The sequence below is a fragment of the Nocardia sp. Marseille-Q1738 genome (genome assembly GCF_965283145.1).
Genome location: NZ_CBDIMS010000004.1, coordinates 176,331 through 192,774 on the forward strand (window position 1 = coordinate 176,331; position 16,444 = coordinate 192,774).

Consider the following 16,444-nt stretch of genomic DNA (forward strand, 5'->3'; position numbering starts at 1 on the left):
CGGTCACCGCACCAAGGACACGGCTGTGTCGACGGCCGCGGCGACGTCGCCGTCGGGTGGATACAGCAGCGCGCGACCGACGATCAGACCCCGAACGCCAGGCAGCGCAAGGGCTTTCGCCCAGCTGGCGTAGGTCGCCTCGGGCGCGGTCTGCGGGTCGCCGCCGAGCAGCAGCGTCGGCAAGGTGGTCGCGTCCATGACGCGTTCCATCTGCTCGACCACGGGCAGCTTCAACCAGGTGTAGGCCGAGGTGGAGCCGAGTCCCTGCGCCAGATGGATGCTCTTGATCACCGCGTCCGGCGACAGGTCGTTGACAACCGTGCTGCCCGGACCTCCGGGGCGGTGCGACATGAACGGCTCCAGCATCGCGACCAACCCGTGCGCGGCGAGTTCATCGATGGCCGCCGCGCACGCGGTCATCATCGACAGGGTGCCGGGGTCGGTGAGATCGAAGCGGTTGAGCATCTTGGCGCCGTTGAGGCCCGCCGCCGCGGTGGCGCCGGCCGTGTAGGCGGTCATCCGGTCATCGATTTCGAAGTCCGCGCCCGCCAGGCCACCCCGGTTCATCGAGCTGAACACGACCTTGTCTTCCAGCGCTCCGAGCAGCAGCAGATCCTCGATGATGTCGGCGGTGCCGAGCACTCCATCCACTCCGGGCCGGTTCAAGGCCATGACCAACCGGCCCAGCAGCTCTTTGCGGTCGTTCATGGCATGCGGGTCGCCGGAGGCCGACAGAGCTCCACGCGCGGGATGGTCGGCGGCGATGATCATCAACCGGCCGTCGCCGCGCACCAACTCCCGGCTCTTGCGCGCCTCGAATGCCCGCGCGATCGCCCCGGGATCCGCGGCACGCAGCTCGGTCAGTTCGGCATACGACCTGGTCGGCGGCGCGATCGTGGGATAGATGTCGACACCGGCGCTGCCGTTCGACACCACCTCGAACTGCTCTGTCACGGACTCACTCCAGCTTCGGGTGCACGAGGATGGCGTTTCCGCCTGGTTCGACTGTGCGCCGCGACGTCTGTAGTTGTCAACACTTTGTCCTGACATAATGACTTCAGGACAACTTGGCACGTGTGGGTCCCGATAGGACTACGATGAAGGCGCCGGAGCCGACCGTTCACGAGGAGCCACCCGATGTCCGCGCCTTTGGATATCCTCATCGACCGGAACAGCCCGGTACCGCTGTACTTCCAGCTCGCGCAAGCCATCCAGCAAGCGATCATCGAGGGGCGACTGACGCCGGGCGACCGGATCGAGAACGAGGTCGCGCTGGCCAAACGCCTCAATGTGTCGCGGCCGACAGCCCGCCAGGCGATCCAGGTCCTGGTCGACAAGGGGCTGCTGGCGCGCAGGCGAGGGGTGGGCACCCAGGTGGTGCAGAATCGAGTTCACCGCCCTGTCGAGCTGACCAGCCTCTACGACGACCTGCTCACCGCGGGCCAGGAACCGACCACCGAATTGCTCGATTACCAGCTCGGTGCACCGGACCCCGATATCGCCAAGGAGCTGGGTGTGCCGGCGGACGCACGCTTGGTGACCTTTCGCCGCCTGCGTCGTGCTGGCAGTGAACCACTGGCGATCATGACCAATCACGTGCCCGCGGAATACGCGCCTGCACCCGACCAGCTCGAAGCGCACGGCTTCTATGAATGCCTGCGCGCCAAGGGAATCCACATCGCGATCGCGCGGCAGCGGATCGGTGCACGCAGCGCCACCCGCGCGGAGGCGCAGCTGCTGGACGAGCGCACCAACGCCCCCTTGCTGACGATGCAGCGCGTCGCCTTCGACGACTCGGGGCGGCCGGTCGAGCTGGGTCGCCACGTGTATCGCGCCTCCCGGCACTTCTTCGACACGACGGTTCGGCACTGAGCGCTCCGAGAAATTTGTCCGGACATACGGACATATCGTGCGCTACGGACTCGGCTGGGGCACATTGCAATCCGTGATCTTGGGGTTCAGTCCCAGGTAATTCAGTGGACCGGCGACTACCGTCAATGTGATCGTGCCGAAGCCCGCGCAGTTGATCGGGCCGCTGTCGAAGTAGTCGCGCTGGCCCGCCGCGATCACCCCGATGATCAACCAGGCCAGGATCAGCAGACTTCCGAGGCTAATGTTCTTCACGTGCATCGTTCCGGTCCTTCTTGCGTGGATGAGCCGAGTATCCGTCCCAACCGGCGACACGCCCGCAACTTCGATACCGGTTGCGTGCCGCCAACATTTCCGTCGCGCCGATACCTTCTGCCGGTCGCGCCGGTGGCGACCGCGGAATACGCCTCCGGCCGAAGCTCCACTCGTCTCGCTCGACAGATCGGCCTGACCGAACCCGACCCGACATCCGGCCATGGCGGCAGCGAGGCTGCCCCGCGGGCGGTCGCTGAACCCCGTACCGATGTGGTGCTGGTTCCTGGATTGAATGTTCGCATCCGAAGCAATCGCCCAACAGGTACGTTCATGTGAAAGAGCGCTGCACAGGAGCTGCGGCGACGAAATTGTGCATCGCGGCGTGCGGGCCGCCCGATCCTCGAAGGGAAGTTTTCCGAAGAACAAGGAGGTGCGTGCAGCAGTGAAGGACACAGATTTCACTCCCCGACTGCGGGCGTGGCCGGCATTGCGAGTCGATGACTGGACTCCGACACGCGAAACCTTGCATATGTGGACGCAGATTGTCGGCAAAATCAGGCTCTCCCACGCTCCCTTGGTCAACCACTGGTGGCAAGTCACGCTCTACGTCAGCCCGCGTGGACTGACCACCTCTGCTATTCCGCATGCGGCGGGTTCGTTCGACATCGAGTTCGACTTCGTCGACCATCAGCTTCACGTCCGGTCCAGCGATGGCCGCACCCGGCAGGTTGCGCTCGCACCCAAACCGGTCGCCGTCTTCTACGGCGAAACCATCACCGCACTCGATGAACTCGGAATTACCGTGCGGATCCAAGCCAGACCCAACGAGGTCGATCCGGCGATCCCCTTTGCCGACGACTACGAGCATCGATCCTATGATGCGGCGGCCGCCACCACGTTCTGGCGGCAATTGGTCGCCGCCGACCGCGTCCTGCACGAGTTCCGATCACGTTTCATCGGCAAGGTGAGCCCGGTGCACTTCTTTTGGGGAGCGATGGATCTCGCATGTACCCGGTTCTCCGGGCGGACAGCGCCGCAACACCCGGGTGGTGCTCCCAACTGCGGCGACTGGGTGATGGTCGAGGGCTACTCGCACGAATTGAGCAGCTGCGGATTCTGGCCGGGTGGTGGTGCGGAGGGCGCCTTCTACGCCTACGCATATCCGGAACCCGACGGATTCGCCGAATATCGCGTCGAACCGCGCGAAGCGTTCTACAGCAAAGACAACCGCCAGTTTCTGCTGCCATACGAGGCGGTGCGCACTGCCGCCGAGCCGGAGCGGGCGCTACTCGAGTTCCTCGACACAACATACGCGGCCGCAGCCGAACTCGGCCACTGGGACCGCGCGGCCCTCGAGGCAGACCCCGGACGCTGGAACCACAGGCGCCGAATCAACACATCGCAGCTGCGACCTGACCGACCGGCTACTAGCCAAAAGTATTAGAGCACAGCGTGTCCGAGATCTCGGAATCGGACTCGCCCACCCCGCCCTCACACGCGTACTCGCGCCGGAGGTGTCCCGAACATCCAGTCATGCAGTGCTTTCGGAGTCGGCGCGGTCGATCTCGGCCATGTGTTCCTCGGCCCACGCACGCAGCGCCGCGAGCGGAACTTCGAGGGAAAGACCGAGATCGGTGATCCGATAGTGCACACGCGGCGGCACGGTGGGTTCGACGCGACGGGCGACCAGCCCGTCTCGAGTCAAATTACGTAGCGTCACCGAAAGCATCTTCTGCGAAACACCGGGCATACGCCGCTGGAGTTCGGCGAAGCGCACCTCGCCTGGCGCGGCCTCGGCGAGCAGTTTCACCACCATCGAGACCCACTTCGTGCCGACGCGGTCGAGCAGCCGCCGGGTCGGGCAGGCCGGATCGAACAGATCGCCGCGTGTCTCGGCCGGCTTACGCATGGGTCCGGTAGTCACCCCGAGCTCACCACCTGATTCGAACGTGCGGTCTTGGCAACGCCGGACAGCCTACCTACGGTCACCTGGTAACGAATAGTGACTAGGAGCAAGGTGATGACATACACGTCTTCCGACATCTCGTTGCGCCGCATCGCGACCAATGGCATCCACGTCAATGTCGCGATCGCTGGACGTGGGCCCGCGGTGCTGTTGTTGCACGGGTTCCCGCACACCTGGCAGCTATGGCGCGAGGTGATCGGTCCGCTGGCGCAACGGCATCGGGTGATCGCACCGGACCTCCGTGGCCTCGGCGCGAGCACGCGAGCGAGCGACGGCTATGACGCTGTGAATCTGGCCGTCGATGCCGAAGGGCTGCTGGACGCGCTCGGCGAACCGACGGCGGCGGTGGTCGGGATCGACGCGGGCGCGCCGCCCGCCTTCCTGCTGGCCATGCGGCAGCCCCAGCGGGTGCGGCGTCTGGTGTTGATGGAATCGCTGTTGGGTGCACTGCCCGGCGCCGAGGACTTCCTGGCGGGCGGGCCGCCATGGTGGTTCGGATTCCATGCGGTGCCCGGCCTGGCCGAGAAGGTTCTCGCCGGAAACGAATCCGCCTATATCGACTGGTTTCTGACGGTTGGCACGCTCGGTCGCGGTGTGCCAGGGCTGATTCGCGACGCCTTCGTCGACGCCTACGCCGACCCTGTGGCGCTGCGGTGTGCGTTCTCCTACTACCGCGCCATGCCGACCAGCGCTCAGCAGATCCGCGACGCCGTGGCGACCGCTCGGCTCACTGTGCCGACAATGGCCGTCGGCGCCCATCCCGTGGGTGACGCGCTGGCCCGGCAATTGGCCCCTATCACCGACGATCTGGTCCATCGTGTGATTCCCGGCTGTGGGCACATCATTCCGCTCGACGCACCGACAACGCTCGTGCCGCTGCTCACCGACTTCCTTGCGGTCGAGGGTCTTTCGTGATGGACGCGGGCGCCGATACATTCTCCGGCTCGTACGGCACCTGCGGTCTGTCTCCCCGGTTGAACCGATTGGCTATGCCGCGTCGGTCGCTGCGTATTCTCCGGTGGAAGTATTCCTGCGCTCTTCTGCTCTTCTTTGCGGCACCGTGAATATTGCGATTGCACAGAGACTTGCGGCAATGAAGCACGCCAGGGTGTACCAGAGGTTCCCAACGGGGTCTCCCGCGCTTGTGTGACCGTTGACGGCGCCGAAGAAGTCGGGCAACGCGGTGACCCACAGCACCGCCATAACGCACAGATACACCACGCTGTAGCACCGGACGAAGCCGTTCGTGTATCGGGGAACATCCGATGTGTCCCGGCGCAGCCGTAACCATTGACGACCCAGAATCGGAATCGCGACCAGCGTGACGACGACCAGTTCCGTCGCATAGACGACTCCCCGGACCGTCGTGCTCCCCATTCCGAGCACCGTCGCCGGTAACGGGAGGATGAACGTGCCCAGCGATGCCAGGACACCGATCACTATTGTGCGCCATACCAACTGGAGGCCGGAGAATTGCTGCCCCTGGTCGGCGTAGCGACCGACGAACAACTGGACGCAGAGCGCCAGCGACATCGGCCACAAAGCGGCGAACACGACCACGCTCGGCAGCGGGACCGAATCGAACATGGGTTGGTTGATCGGGTTCGTGATCGACCATTCCCACCATCTCAGCTGCGGTCCGAGGTGGTCGAAGATCTCGTAGAACGCATGATGAACGAAGCCCACGCAGACCGAACCTACGAGCACACCGTGCCGTCGGAAGATGCCGAGCATTCTGACGATCTCGAAGGCCAGTGTGGCCATCAGCGGGTAGATCGCGATGATGTACAGCGGGAGCCGGCCCCATAGGAAGTCCACGGTGAACACGTTGTGCGCGAACATCGTGTCCACGTGCTCTTCGATGCCGAAAGCCGCGGGAAAGTACAGCGGTGGTTCGATGATGAACAGGTATGCGGTGGCGCCGAACCACAGCGCCAGGTTGGTGGGATCGCCGTTCCGGCGCAGGCGCACGATAGCGAACACGAGCGCGAGCACGGAGCCCAGAACGATGGTGAGCTCGAGGACCGGCAGGGTCCAGTTCTCCAACGCCAGCGGGTTACGGACCTCGACGACTCCCCCGGCCTCCTGACAGGAGAAGCCGAGTGCCGTCGCGAGCTGCTCGAAGGTGGGTGAGCAATGATCGGTCATCAGTCCTCCTACGATGCGGCCGCGTCGGCGGTGTACCAGTGCGTGACGTCGTAGCCGGCGTCGTAGCGCTCGAACCACACGTCGGCGAGTGCGGGCAGCTTTTCGTGGGCAGGATTGTGTTTCGGCAACTGGCTGCGGACAATTCCGGCCAAGGCGGTCAGTTGCTCGCCGAGCGGTAGATGGTCGAACGCTCGCTCCATCGGGCCGTTGTCCTCCGCGCTGAGCAGCGGTAACCGCTTGCGCAGGTTCTGCTTACGCCGGTACGACGCGAACATCGACAGCGCGTCGATCTTCCGATCCTCCAGCGGGACATGCTTGTTGAACCCTTCGCAGGCCATCCTGATGACCTTCATGACGTGCCGGAAGATGGATGGGGCCATGCGCATCCGGTAGACGTCGCTACCCACAACGGAATCGAAGATGATGAGCGCGGAACTTCGATGCTCGACTTCCTCGACGAAGTGCCAGATGAACAGCGACGCGACCCGGTCGTCTCCGGGACGGAACAGCGTCGAATCGTGGTCCAGCATCAACTTGAACACCGGAGTGAAGGTCGCTTCCAGGTCGGCGGTGTAGGCGAGCCGGTAGTTCAGCGAGGTCTCCCTGGTGAGCCGGTCGAACTCTCCGATTACTTCGTCGAGTGTTTCTTGCAGCCCTGGGTACCGCTTGATCAGGCCCTTGACGTGTTGGCGGTGTGCTGCCGAGTGCTGTCCTTCCTGACGCATGAACGCGTCCGCCTCCTCGGCGACCGCGGCGTCGGTGATCAGCGGCTTGGTTTGCAGAATCATCTTCACGATCATCTTTTCGAAGCCGATCGCCAGGAACGAGACCGCGTTGGCCATGCTCGAGAAGGCCGGATTCTCCGGGTTCCAGAGGAAGGGCACGTCGTAGTCCGCGAACGCGAAACTCATCTTTCGGACATGAAGATCGGTCACTTTGCGATACCTCGTCGTACGGAAGTGGGCTGGCCGGCGGTCTTGTTCGGGATGCGCCGAAGCCATGGTGGCGCTGATCATACACATATCCGAGTCTGTGTATGATCACATTCGTCGTTACTGCTCGAATCGCACGACAGGCGACGGGACGGCCCTGTGGTACCGTCAGGCCCCTGATCCGGATAGTCGGCGGCCTTTCCCACGCGGAGGGCTGCGTGCGACCGAGATGGTTCGAGCCGAGGAAGCGGGCAGTGGCAGGAAGGCGCGGGTGGGGCGGGAGTCCGCCCGATAACGACGAGGAAGCGTCCCGTCGGATTGTCGCCGCCGCGGTCGATCTGATCGGACGAACGGGTTCGGAAATCAGCATCGCCGACGTCGCGGAGTCCCTTGGCGTCATCCGTCAGACGGTCTACCGCTACTTTCCCAGCGCGGACGCTCTGATGAAGGCCGCGGCGATCGCATCGGTCGACGGATTTCTCGATCGACTGACACGGCATGTGCGCGGCATCGAAGAACCGGTCGAAGCGATGACCGAGGCAGTGGTCTACACGCTGACCGAGGTGCGCCGAACGCCGCATCTGGGCATTCTGCTGACAGGCACGTACTCGAACGCCCATCCCGACGGCCTCACCTCCCAAGAGGCGCGAACCTTCGGAATGACGATGATCAGACGCTTCGACGTCAATTGGGAGCACTACGGCTACGACGACGCATCTCTGCACGAGCTCGTCGAGTATGTCCTGCGAACGATGCAGTCGTTCTTCATCTCCCCGGGCAATCCACCACGAAGCGACGACGATTTACGGCGATACCTACGCCGCTGGATGGGAACCGCAATCATCGCGCAAATGAAGCCATCCGCAAGGGTTTAGGGGCCGCGGCGAGCACGTCGAAGTGGTGGTAGCCGGTGCGACCACCACCTCGCCGTGTACACGCCGTGCGCCCCGCGCGAGCTGTCGCGGCACATCATGCGACCGGCGGGTCAGCCGCCGGAGGTGGTTCGCCAGCCGTTTCGTCCGATGAGGTCCAAGACGAGCGCGGCGATATTCCAGGCGTCGTCCTCACCGCGATGGTGACGGCCCTCCAAGGGCAGCCCGGCAATGCGGAGCGCGCCGGCCATGCCCTGGCGGCGGTTCAGTCCGTAGGACTCTGAAAATACCTGCTTGGCATTCGTATGGCGTTGTCCGAAGGGGTATTCGACATCTGTGGCAGCGCACTGCCGTTCGAACTGTTTGCGGTCGTAGTCACCCCAACTGGCCCACGGCCGGAGTCCGGCCTGGTGCTCGCTCGCCAGCAGGCGGCACGCGTCGGCGAACTCGATACCGGTGTCGACTTCGGCCTGGGTGAGCCCGGTGAGTTCGGTGCAGAACTCGCTCACCGCGGAGCGGGCAGGCCGAACCAGAATGCGGTGCTTGGCAATCCGAGTGCCCGCGTCGAGATCGACAACCGTCAAGCCGATCTCGATGATCTCGCTGACCGCGCCCGCAGGCGCCGTGCCCTCCCAGCACGTCGCCTCGACATCGACCACATTCAGCAGCCTCGCATTGCCGTTCATGCGCCGAGCCTATGGATTGAAGCATCCAGCCCTCAATCGGTTTTCTGGTGCCCGAGTTCACTCCCCTCGAATACCGCATCGCCGCACGCCGCACGTCCAGCAGAGATGTCCCGATGCGGTAGGCAGCAGAGCACCCGGGCCGTGTTGATCAGTGAGCGATCGAGATGGCGAAGGGCGCGAAGCCGCGTGATCGGATCACGTGCGGGACGAACAGGATCGCGGCTTCGGTGGCGCGCGCGGTCTCGATCCCGCCGAGGTCGGTGATCCACTCTTGGTGCCAGCCCAGGTCGGTGAGAAGCCCGGCCACGACCTGCTTGGCCTGCGCGTCGTCGCCGGAGAGAAATACCGTCGGGGTTCGAGTGAGGATGGTGGGCGCGGTCATCACCGTGTAGAGCATCGTGTTGAGTGTCTTGACCACGTGCGTGTCGGGCAGGGCCGCCTGCAGTTGCTCGGCCAGGCTCGAGCCGGGGTAGAGCAGGCCGGCGGGCAGCCCGTCGGGGCCGTCGACGGTGGCGTTGGCGATATCGATCAGGATCTTGGCGCGCAATCGCTCGCCGAGTGCGGTCAGCCGCTCGAGCGAGCCGGCGCCCGGGGTGGCATTGACGACGATCTGCGCTGTTGCGGTGGCCGCGGCAGCGGCGCCGGGCGAGCTGTCTGCCACGCTCACCTCGTGTCCGGCGTGGGTAAGTGCGGTGGCCAGGGCGGTGCCGACACGGCCGCCGCCGAGAACAGCGATGGTGCTCATCGTGAACAGTCCTCCTGTGTGTTGTTGTGGTCGGTGGGTCAGCGCGAGAGGGTGGTGACCGCAGCGGCGTGGACGCCGGGGGCGGTGGCCAGGAAACTGTCGCTGTCGGGGGTCCAGGGGCGGCCGTCGGTGGTGCAGATCTGTCCGCCGGCCTCGGCGACCAGCAGCGCTCCGGGCAGCAGGTCCGCGCGGGCCCCGGCGAACTGCCAGAACGCCTCGATCCGCCCGGCGGCCACGTTCGCCAGATGCAGGGTCGCGGGCACGGCTGTGCGCACCACGAGCGCGTCGAGAAGCATCTCGGTGATCGAGGAACCCACCCGCCGCACCAGGCTCTCCTGCTCGTCCGGGCGGGCCTGGCTCGTGGCCACGATGCTCAACCCGAGGTCGGTGGCCCCCGATACATGCAGGCGGCGACCATCGAGGTAGGCACCGCCACTGGCGAGCGCGGTGTAGGTCTGCCCGGTCAACGGCAGATGGACCACGGTGAGCACCGGCGCGTTCTCGCGCACCAGGGTGGCGGTCACCGCCCACTCCGGCAGGGCGTGCAGGTGATTGACGTTGCCTTCGGCCGGATCCACCACCCACCATTCACCGCCCGGCAGCGCGCCACCGTGGAGTTCCTGTTCCCGCTCCACCCAGCCGGCGTGCGGGCGCAGCGCGTGCAAGCGGGGGCGCAGGATGTCCAGGACCGCGTCGTCGTTGGCGGCCAGCGCACTCATCAATTCTTCACGGGTGCGGGACAGGGTGACCTCGCCGAAACGTTCACGCAACGGCGCGCTGGCCGCGCGGACGGCGGCCTCGGTCTGCGCGAGCAGTGCGGCGTCGGCGGCAGAGTCGGCGGCGGTGGCGACGGGGGTGTCGGTCATCGACTCGGGCATGGTGGTGCTCCTTGTCTGAGCAGCGGTGATGTTCTCGGCCGGGTGAGTGGTCGTCGTCGTTCGGTTCCGGTCTTCTCGACCGTAGAAGCCGCCATCGTTAACATCAAGTGCATGTAAAACACGCTTAAGATGACTGTCATGCAATTGGATTTGAATCTGCTCGCAGCGCTCGACGCGCTGCTGGAAGAAGGCAGCGTGGCAGGTGCGGCGGAGCGCTTACATGTCACCGCCCCGGCGATGAGCCGAAGTTTGGGCAGGATCCGGCGCACGACCGGGGATCAGATCCTGGTCCGCACCGGACGGACGATGACCCCTACGCCCTACGCGCTGGCTGTGCGCGAACAGGTCCACGATCTGGTGAGGCAGGCCCGCAGCGTGCTGGCACCCAATCGTGAACTCGACCTCGCCACGCTCGAACGCACATTCACCCTGCGCTGGCACGACGCCTTGGTCGCCCTCAGCGGCCCCCGCCTCCTCGCGGTCGTGCGCGAGCAGGCACCCGGGGTGCGGCTGCGTTTCATCGCCGAATCCAGCATCGACACCCCCGGGTTACGGCGCGGGGAAATCGACCTCGCCGCCGACGCCGACCCCCCGAACGCCCCCGAGATCCGCGCGGATCGCATCGCCCAGACCCAGCATGTGATCGCCGTGCGCCACGGGCACCCGCTCACCGAGGTCGAGACCCTCACCCCCGAGCGGTACGCCGCAGCCGAACACATCACCGTCTCGCGGCGCGGACGCCTGAGCAACCTTCTCGACGACGCGCTCGCCCGCCTCGATCTCACCCGCCACGTGGTAGCGAGCGCGCCCACCGAACGAGCCGCCCTCGAATTCGTGCGAGACTCCGAGCTCGTCGTGACCACCCCGCAATCCACCGCGCGCGCGGGCGCGGCGGACCTCGGCCTGGCCCTGTTGGCGCTGCCGTTGCAGTTGGCGCCCGCAGCGGTGTACCTGTCATGGCACCAGCGCTACGACACCGACCCCGCACACATCTGGCTGCGCGAGCACGCACGAACCGCGTTGACCAGCGCGATGAGGTGACCAGCCACGCAGGAAACCCGAGATCGGTTGCGGGACAGCGAGTACGGCGGTATCGCCGCATCACCGCACTGCGACTGCTTCGGTCAGCCTCTTTCGCGCCGTCGGCGAGGACAATTGATCAGAACAGAGTGTCGTGCACCCCGCAGCGGCCGGTATCCGGTCGGACCCAACTGGGCGATCTCGCCTTCGACGTCGACCTCGATCGCGCCGAAGAAGTTGATATCGGCGCTGTGCGCCGGGGAGATGTGGGCCAGAACCTCGTCGTCGATGCGCTGCCCGGAGCGGCGCATCTGCTCGACAGCGAGCCCGTAATACTCTGTGGTCCAGTCGATCACAGCGTTCGTCGCCAGCGTCAGGCACCAGGCTTGCTCGCTCTGGTCTTCGAGCTGGCGGTCCCGGATCGTGCCCTCATGGGCATAGCCCAAAGGGGCAGCGTGAATAGACTGGTGGGGTGCGGTCGGTGGAGGAAGTGCGGCAGCGGTGGCTGAGCGAGGTGCCGGGCTTGTTCGCTCGTCCCGAGATGTTTGCCCGTGGTGGTCGGGAGATGGAGTCGGTGGCGGGTCGCCGACTGCGCGATTTGTGCTTTCTCGACGAGAGGGATGCCGAGTACGAGCAGGTCGCGGAAACGCTTCGAGGATTCGGCAAGTTCGGCGTGCATGGTCCGTTCGCGTCGGTCTTCGGCCAGGAGCATAAGTACACGGCCGAGGTGGCGTCCGTCTATGCCGAGCACTATCACCGCCTGGGTTATCTGACAGTGAGCCGGTTGCTGGACTCGGCGGAGTGGTCGCCGATGGCCTCGTTGGCTGACTGGGTGGCCGATCGTGATGTCCATCGCAGCGAGGTGGAGGCGGCTTTCGGTCCGCCGAGCTGCAGGATCGGCAAGCGGGTGTGGTGCTATGCCCCGGCGGATGGCAGCGGCTGGGTGTTCATCGACTGTTGGGACGAGGCGCCTGCGCGGTATGTCCCGAACAAGGGAACCTTCGACCGTGAGGTGCAGGCTGATCCACTGGTGCGTGATATCCGTGTTCCCGCAGGAGATTTCGACGACGGTCTGGTCCTGACGTTGTATGGCAGAGTCTTGCGGTGGGGACCTGGCTGGTGGATTCATCGGCCCAGCGACGCGATGTCGGAGCAGACGAAGGAAATCGCCGCCCAACTCCGGCAGATCGAATCCAGCGACCCATCGCGGGACCGTCGATAGCAGCTCCGATGGGCATGCTGATCGCCGAGCCGTCGCAGGAGTTGTCGGCTGAAGAACAGGTGCTGTTGCGGTTGGCGGTCACGCAAGGTCAATGGCCCCGAACTGGTCGCACTCGTCCGCAACGGTGCCGTCTTCCATAAAGGTAAACCACAGTGCCACGTTCACCGCGCTGCCAGCATCCGGTCCTCAATCGGTTTTCTGGTGTCCACTCCGCGCACTCCCTCCCCGACCGACAGTTCTCGTGACGAACCGCCACTGATCGCCGAATGGCTCAGGCAGTGGCGGATTCGACCTATTTCATGCCGTCGTCTCCACGGACCAGCTAATTCCATGGGGGGCAAGTGATTCCAGGATGCGGGATGGGTCGAATGCCTGGCTCGGCGCGAGCACACCGGACTCGGCACCGTCGGTGGCGAGCCGGACCGCCGCTTCGGCCGCGGCGATTGCCGTGAACCGGTAGGTGTTGGTGCCCTCGACGTATCCGCGGGCGGCACCGCCCGATCCGGTGATGTCGGCCAGCACAAGGAAGCGGTCCGGGTTGTCCGGGTCGTTTCGGGGGAACTCGGGCAGGGCCTCGGCGAGTTCGGCTGTGATGTTGACAAACAGCGTCGCGATCTCGGTGTCGGCGACCCCTTCGACATGGTCGGCCGGTACATGCCGGGGCACGGTGACCACCTCGGTGAGAGCGAATTTCACCACATCGGAAGGCTGCGCGTCGCCGGGGAAGGTGACCTTGGTCGTTCGTGCCGGTGTTTCGGTCCGCCAGCCGCCTCTGGTGTAGACCTCGCCGCCGGAGGTGAATGCGTCGGCGTTGGCGACCGCGGTCCGGCCGCTGCCACGGGATATCCCGGTGCCGCCGGTGATCCGGTGCGCGAGCGTCACATGTTCGGGGCGTTCGACACGGGCGGCGGCCAGCGAGCTGATCAGGTCGCCGAGGAAGCCGCCGTCGTTGATCATCGGCACCACCGTCACGCCCGCCTGCCGGGCAGGCTCGGAGTAGGCGTCGAAGACCCGCTTGACGTGCGCCTGTTCCCCACTGATGTCGACGTAGTGCGCACCGGCCGCGATGGCCGCACGCACCACCGGTTCGCCGAACTCGATGAACGGTGCCACAGCGTTGATCACGACGTCGACGTCGCGGAACCCGTCCGCGAGTTCCTGGTCATCGAGCCGGGCGATGCGGATGGCGGCGTCCGGCAGGCCGGACTCGACCGCCGCCGCACGCAGCCGGTCGGCGTCCCTGCCGACCAGCACCGGACTGACGCCGCGTCGGCGAAGGTCGGCGAGGATGAGCTTTCCGGTGTGCCCGCTGGCGCCGTAGACGGCGATTTTCATGTCGGTTCCTTCGTCTCCAGGTGGTTGACATGAATGACCATATGAACACTGAGGAATACGAACAATGTCGAGAAATCCTCCGTTTATGTCCGATCGTCTACGGCGTGCCGTCTGCGATAGCGTTGCCTGATGGACGTGCTCAGCGATGTGATCGTGGCGATGCGAACGGGCCGGCCGCACTCCAACCTGACGCGCAAGCGAGCGCCGTGGGCTTCGAGGTTCGAGTCCGCTCCCGGCGCCGGTTTTCACGTGGTGCTCCAGGGCTCGTGCTGGCTGCTGCGGTCCGGCGCAGAGCCGATTCCGCTCGGCGTCGGGGACGTGGTGCTCTTGCGCCCGAGCGCGGCCGAGCACGTCTTGGCCGACTCGCCGAGGACCGCTGCCCGGCTGACGACGCGGGAAACGCTCACCGCCCCGGCGGCGGGCGAGGATGCGGAGGACGCGGAGGTCATCATGCTGTGCGGTGCCTACCTGATGGACCAGTCGATGCCGCACCCGCTGCTCACCGAGTTACCCGAGTTCATCCACCTGCCGGCTCGGGTGGGGCGGCATCCGGATCTGCGGGCCGCGACCGAGCTGCTCGGCGCGGAGTTGGAGCGGCCGGGCTACGGCACCGACGTCATCGTGCCCAGCTTGCTGGACACGTTGCTGCTGTACCTCCTGCGCGCCTGGTACGACGAGCAGGCCCACCACGCGTCGACCGGCTGGGCGGCGGCACTCGCCGATTCGTCGATTTCCGTCGCGCTGCGAGACATTCACGACGATCCGGCGCATCCTTGGACGGTCGAGCAACTGGCCGGGCGGGCGAGGCTGTCTCGCGCCGCGTTCGCCAAACGGTTCGCCCAGCTCGTCGGTCGGTCGCCGCTGGCGTACGTGACCTGGTGGCGGATGACCATGGCGGCCCGCGCATTGCGCGACACCGACGAGCCGCTCGCCACGATCGCCACCCGCGCCGGTTACACCTCCGAGTTCGCTTTTGCCAAAGCGTTCAAGCGCGAGTTCGGCACCGCTCCGGGCGGCTACCGCCGAACCGCCCGAAACCCGGCGCCCCGCCTGGCTTCGGACTCGACGGCCGACCAGATGTGATCCGGCGCATGGTGACTCGGCTGGTGCGACGCCGAGGGTGCTGAGTCAGGCCGGGTCCGGAGCGTCCGTGTCCGTCATGGCCGGTCATCCAGGTCGTCGAGCCGGCGTCCGTGATCGGCGGCAAGAGCACCTCCGCGGGCGGTCGCAGAGGCGCTGATCCGGTGGCAAGCCGAGACCGACCCCGCCGCGCGACGGAGGCGATGATCGGTGAAAGGTCGTGGTGTGACGGTGAACTGGTCTCGCGCTCGGCGGTCAGGATGGCTGGACTTCGTCGAAGAGGGCGAGGGCTTGGGTTGGGTCCGGGCTCACGAGGCGTTCCAGACCGGTCGTCGTGATCTTCGCCCACTTGCCGGCCCGTGCCCACATCCGTTCCTCGAAGGCGCGGACGGCTTCGTCGAGATCGCCGGAGCCAGCGGCGGCGGCGATGGACTCGGCGAGTTCGGCGCCTTCCAGCATCGCGAGGTTCGCGCCCGCTCCCAATGGCGGCATCAGGTGGGCGGCGTCGCCCAATAGCGTCACCCCGGGGACGTGAGTCCAGGTGTGGGACACGGGCAGGACGTAGAGGGGGCGGTGGACGAAGGCGGTGCCGTGGCGGAGGAGGTCGAGGACGGGAGCGGCCCAGCCGTCGAACAGGGCCGGCAGGCTTGATCGCACGGCCTCGACGTCGGCCAGGTCCAGGCCCGCGTCCGGTCCTGGGCGCTGTTTCAGGCCCATATGCCGGTCCAGGTCGGTGTGCCAGTCCAGCGGCGCGCGGAACTGGGCGTACACCTTGACGTGGCCGCCGCTGTTGCGCTGGGCGACCAGCGCGCGGTTCACGCCGTACACGGCCATGGAACCATCGCCGATCAGTCGGGCGAGGTCGGGGTGGCGGGTGTCGACGTCGTCCAGAGAGGTCTCGACCAAGGTGACGCCGGTGTAGTGCGGCGTCGCGGACGAGACCGCCGGGCGGACCCGTGACCAGGCGCCGTCCGCGCCGACCACGAGGTCGAACCTCTCCTGGCGCCCGTCGGCGAAATGGACCAGCACGCCGTCCCCGGTCCCCAGCACCACTTCCGTCACGCCCCGCCCCCACTGCACATCGAGGGGACCGAGCAGCAGGTCACGGAGTTGCCCGCGGTCGATCTCGGGATTGGCCCGGTCGTCCGGACGGGGCCGCCAGTCGCGCAGAACAGTCCCGTCGGTGTCCAGGATGCGCATGGCCTGCCCCTCGGGACGGGACAGCGCCTGGAACTCCGCCAGCAGACCCGCCTTGCCCAGCGCGAGCTGGCCCAGCCCTTCGTGCAGGTCCAGCGTGCCGCCCGGGGGACGGGCGTCGGGGGCGGGATCGCGTTCGAGGACGGTGACGGGGTGATCGTGGCGGTGCAGGACGCGGGCGAGAGTGAGGCCGGCGGGGCCGCCCCCGATCACGGCGATACGGTGTCTCATGTAGATCC

Annotated in this window: 17 protein-coding genes and 1 pseudogene; 7 read left to right on the forward strand and 11 right to left on the reverse strand. The window is 66.1% G+C overall.

Annotation, left to right across the window (positions count from 1 at the left end):
- Positions 1 to 3 precede the first annotated feature (3 nt).
- A complete protein-coding gene (locus tag ACWPXK_RS17535; RefSeq protein ID WP_454197566.1) occupies positions 4 to 906 on the reverse strand; it encodes a Cgl0159 family (beta/alpha)8-fold protein in 903 nt (300 codons plus the stop codon).
- A gap of 231 nt (positions 907 to 1,137) precedes the next feature.
- Here ACWPXK_RS17535 and ACWPXK_RS17540 point away from each other — a divergent pair, with 231 nt between their 5' ends.
- Positions 1,138 to 1,872: a GntR family transcriptional regulator gene (locus ACWPXK_RS17540; RefSeq protein WP_454197204.1), complete on the forward strand. Its 735-nt coding sequence runs from the start codon at positions 1,138 to 1,140 to the stop codon at positions 1,870 to 1,872.
- 42 nt (positions 1,873 to 1,914) lie between these two features.
- On the opposite strand, the gene ACWPXK_RS17545 is transcribed toward ACWPXK_RS17540, so the two are convergent.
- Entirely contained in the window at positions 1,915 to 2,115 is a 201-nt protein-coding gene (locus tag ACWPXK_RS17545; protein WP_454197567.1) for a hypothetical protein, read from the reverse strand.
- 496 nt (positions 2,116 to 2,611) lie between these two features.
- Here ACWPXK_RS17545 and ACWPXK_RS17550 point away from each other — a divergent pair, with 496 nt between their 5' ends.
- Positions 2,612 to 3,568, forward strand: coding sequence for a DUF5996 family protein (locus ACWPXK_RS17550; protein ID WP_454197568.1), 957 nt, complete (start codon positions 2,612 to 2,614; stop codon positions 3,566 to 3,568).
- An 87-nt stretch (positions 3,569 to 3,655) separates the two neighbouring features.
- On the opposite strand, the gene ACWPXK_RS17555 is transcribed toward ACWPXK_RS17550, so the two are convergent.
- Entirely contained in the window at positions 3,656 to 4,033 is a 378-nt protein-coding gene (locus ACWPXK_RS17555) for a winged helix-turn-helix transcriptional regulator (RefSeq protein WP_454197569.1), read from the reverse strand.
- Between the two features lie 111 nt (positions 4,034 to 4,144).
- Here ACWPXK_RS17555 and ACWPXK_RS17560 point away from each other — a divergent pair, with 111 nt between their 5' ends.
- Positions 4,145 to 5,005 (forward strand): alpha/beta fold hydrolase, encoded by an 861-nt coding sequence (locus ACWPXK_RS17560; RefSeq protein ID WP_454197205.1) that lies wholly within the window; start codon positions 4,145 to 4,147, stop codon positions 5,003 to 5,005.
- A 72-nt stretch (positions 5,006 to 5,077) separates the two neighbouring features.
- Here ACWPXK_RS17560 and ACWPXK_RS17565 read toward each other — a convergent pair whose 3' ends face one another.
- Positions 5,078 to 6,238 (reverse strand): hypothetical protein, encoded by a 1,161-nt coding sequence (locus ACWPXK_RS17565; protein WP_454197206.1) that lies wholly within the window; start codon positions 6,236 to 6,238, stop codon positions 5,078 to 5,080.
- 8 nt (positions 6,239 to 6,246) lie between these two features.
- Entirely contained in the window at positions 6,247 to 7,173 is a 927-nt protein-coding gene (locus ACWPXK_RS17570) for a metal-dependent hydrolase (protein ID WP_454197207.1), read from the reverse strand.
- A 251-nt stretch (positions 7,174 to 7,424) separates the two neighbouring features.
- Between ACWPXK_RS17570 and ACWPXK_RS17575 the strand changes: the two genes are divergently transcribed.
- A complete protein-coding gene (locus ACWPXK_RS17575) occupies positions 7,425 to 8,045 on the forward strand; it encodes a TetR/AcrR family transcriptional regulator (RefSeq protein ID WP_454197570.1) in 621 nt (206 codons plus the stop codon).
- A 110-nt stretch (positions 8,046 to 8,155) separates the two neighbouring features.
- Here the strand turns inward: ACWPXK_RS17575 and ACWPXK_RS17580 are convergent, their stop codons facing one another.
- The 3 genes from ACWPXK_RS17580 to ACWPXK_RS17590 all read right to left on the reverse strand — a co-directional run bounded on the left by ACWPXK_RS17580 (position 8,156) and on the right by ACWPXK_RS17590 (position 10,351).
- Entirely contained in the window at positions 8,156 to 8,728 is a 573-nt protein-coding gene (locus ACWPXK_RS17580) for an exonuclease domain-containing protein (protein ID WP_454197208.1), read from the reverse strand.
- A 148-nt stretch (positions 8,729 to 8,876) separates the two neighbouring features.
- Entirely contained in the window at positions 8,877 to 9,473 is a 597-nt protein-coding gene (locus ACWPXK_RS17585; protein ID WP_454197209.1) for an NADPH-dependent F420 reductase, read from the reverse strand.
- A 38-nt stretch (positions 9,474 to 9,511) separates the two neighbouring features.
- The gene (locus ACWPXK_RS17590; RefSeq protein WP_454197210.1) at positions 9,512 to 10,351 is read right to left on the reverse strand and encodes an inositol monophosphatase family protein; all 840 of its coding nucleotides are present in this window, start codon (positions 10,349 to 10,351) and stop codon (positions 9,512 to 9,514) included.
- Positions 10,352 to 10,489: 138 nt separating this feature from the next.
- Here ACWPXK_RS17590 and ACWPXK_RS17595 point away from each other — a divergent pair, with 138 nt between their 5' ends.
- A complete protein-coding gene (locus ACWPXK_RS17595; RefSeq protein ID WP_454197211.1) occupies positions 10,490 to 11,392 on the forward strand; it encodes a LysR family transcriptional regulator in 903 nt (300 codons plus the stop codon).
- A 118-nt stretch (positions 11,393 to 11,510) separates the two neighbouring features.
- Here the strand turns inward: ACWPXK_RS17595 and ACWPXK_RS17600 are convergent.
- A pseudogene (locus ACWPXK_RS17600) lies at positions 11,511 to 11,817 on the reverse strand (Tn3 family transposase); the annotation flags it as partial.
- 26 nt (positions 11,818 to 11,843) lie between these two features.
- Between ACWPXK_RS17600 and ACWPXK_RS17605 the strand changes: the two are divergent.
- Positions 11,844 to 12,593, forward strand: a complete 750-nt coding sequence (locus ACWPXK_RS17605; RefSeq protein WP_454197212.1) for a hypothetical protein — start codon at positions 11,844 to 11,846, stop codon at positions 12,591 to 12,593.
- A gap of 297 nt (positions 12,594 to 12,890) precedes the next feature.
- Here ACWPXK_RS17605 and ACWPXK_RS17610 read toward each other — a convergent pair whose 3' ends face one another.
- A complete protein-coding gene (locus tag ACWPXK_RS17610) occupies positions 12,891 to 13,928 on the reverse strand; it encodes a saccharopine dehydrogenase NADP-binding domain-containing protein (protein ID WP_454197213.1) in 1,038 nt (345 codons plus the stop codon).
- 129 nt (positions 13,929 to 14,057) lie between these two features.
- On the opposite strand from ACWPXK_RS17610, the gene ACWPXK_RS17615 reads away from it, so the two are divergent.
- A complete protein-coding gene (locus tag ACWPXK_RS17615; RefSeq protein WP_454197214.1) occupies positions 14,058 to 15,011 on the forward strand; it encodes an AraC family transcriptional regulator in 954 nt (317 codons plus the stop codon).
- A 252-nt stretch (positions 15,012 to 15,263) separates the two neighbouring features.
- On the opposite strand, the gene ACWPXK_RS17620 is transcribed toward ACWPXK_RS17615, so the two are convergent.
- Complete coding sequence (locus ACWPXK_RS17620; RefSeq protein WP_454197215.1) at positions 15,264 to 16,436, reverse strand: FAD-dependent oxidoreductase; 1,173 nt, start codon at positions 16,434 to 16,436, stop codon at positions 15,264 to 15,266.
- Positions 16,437 to 16,444 lie beyond the last annotated feature (8 nt).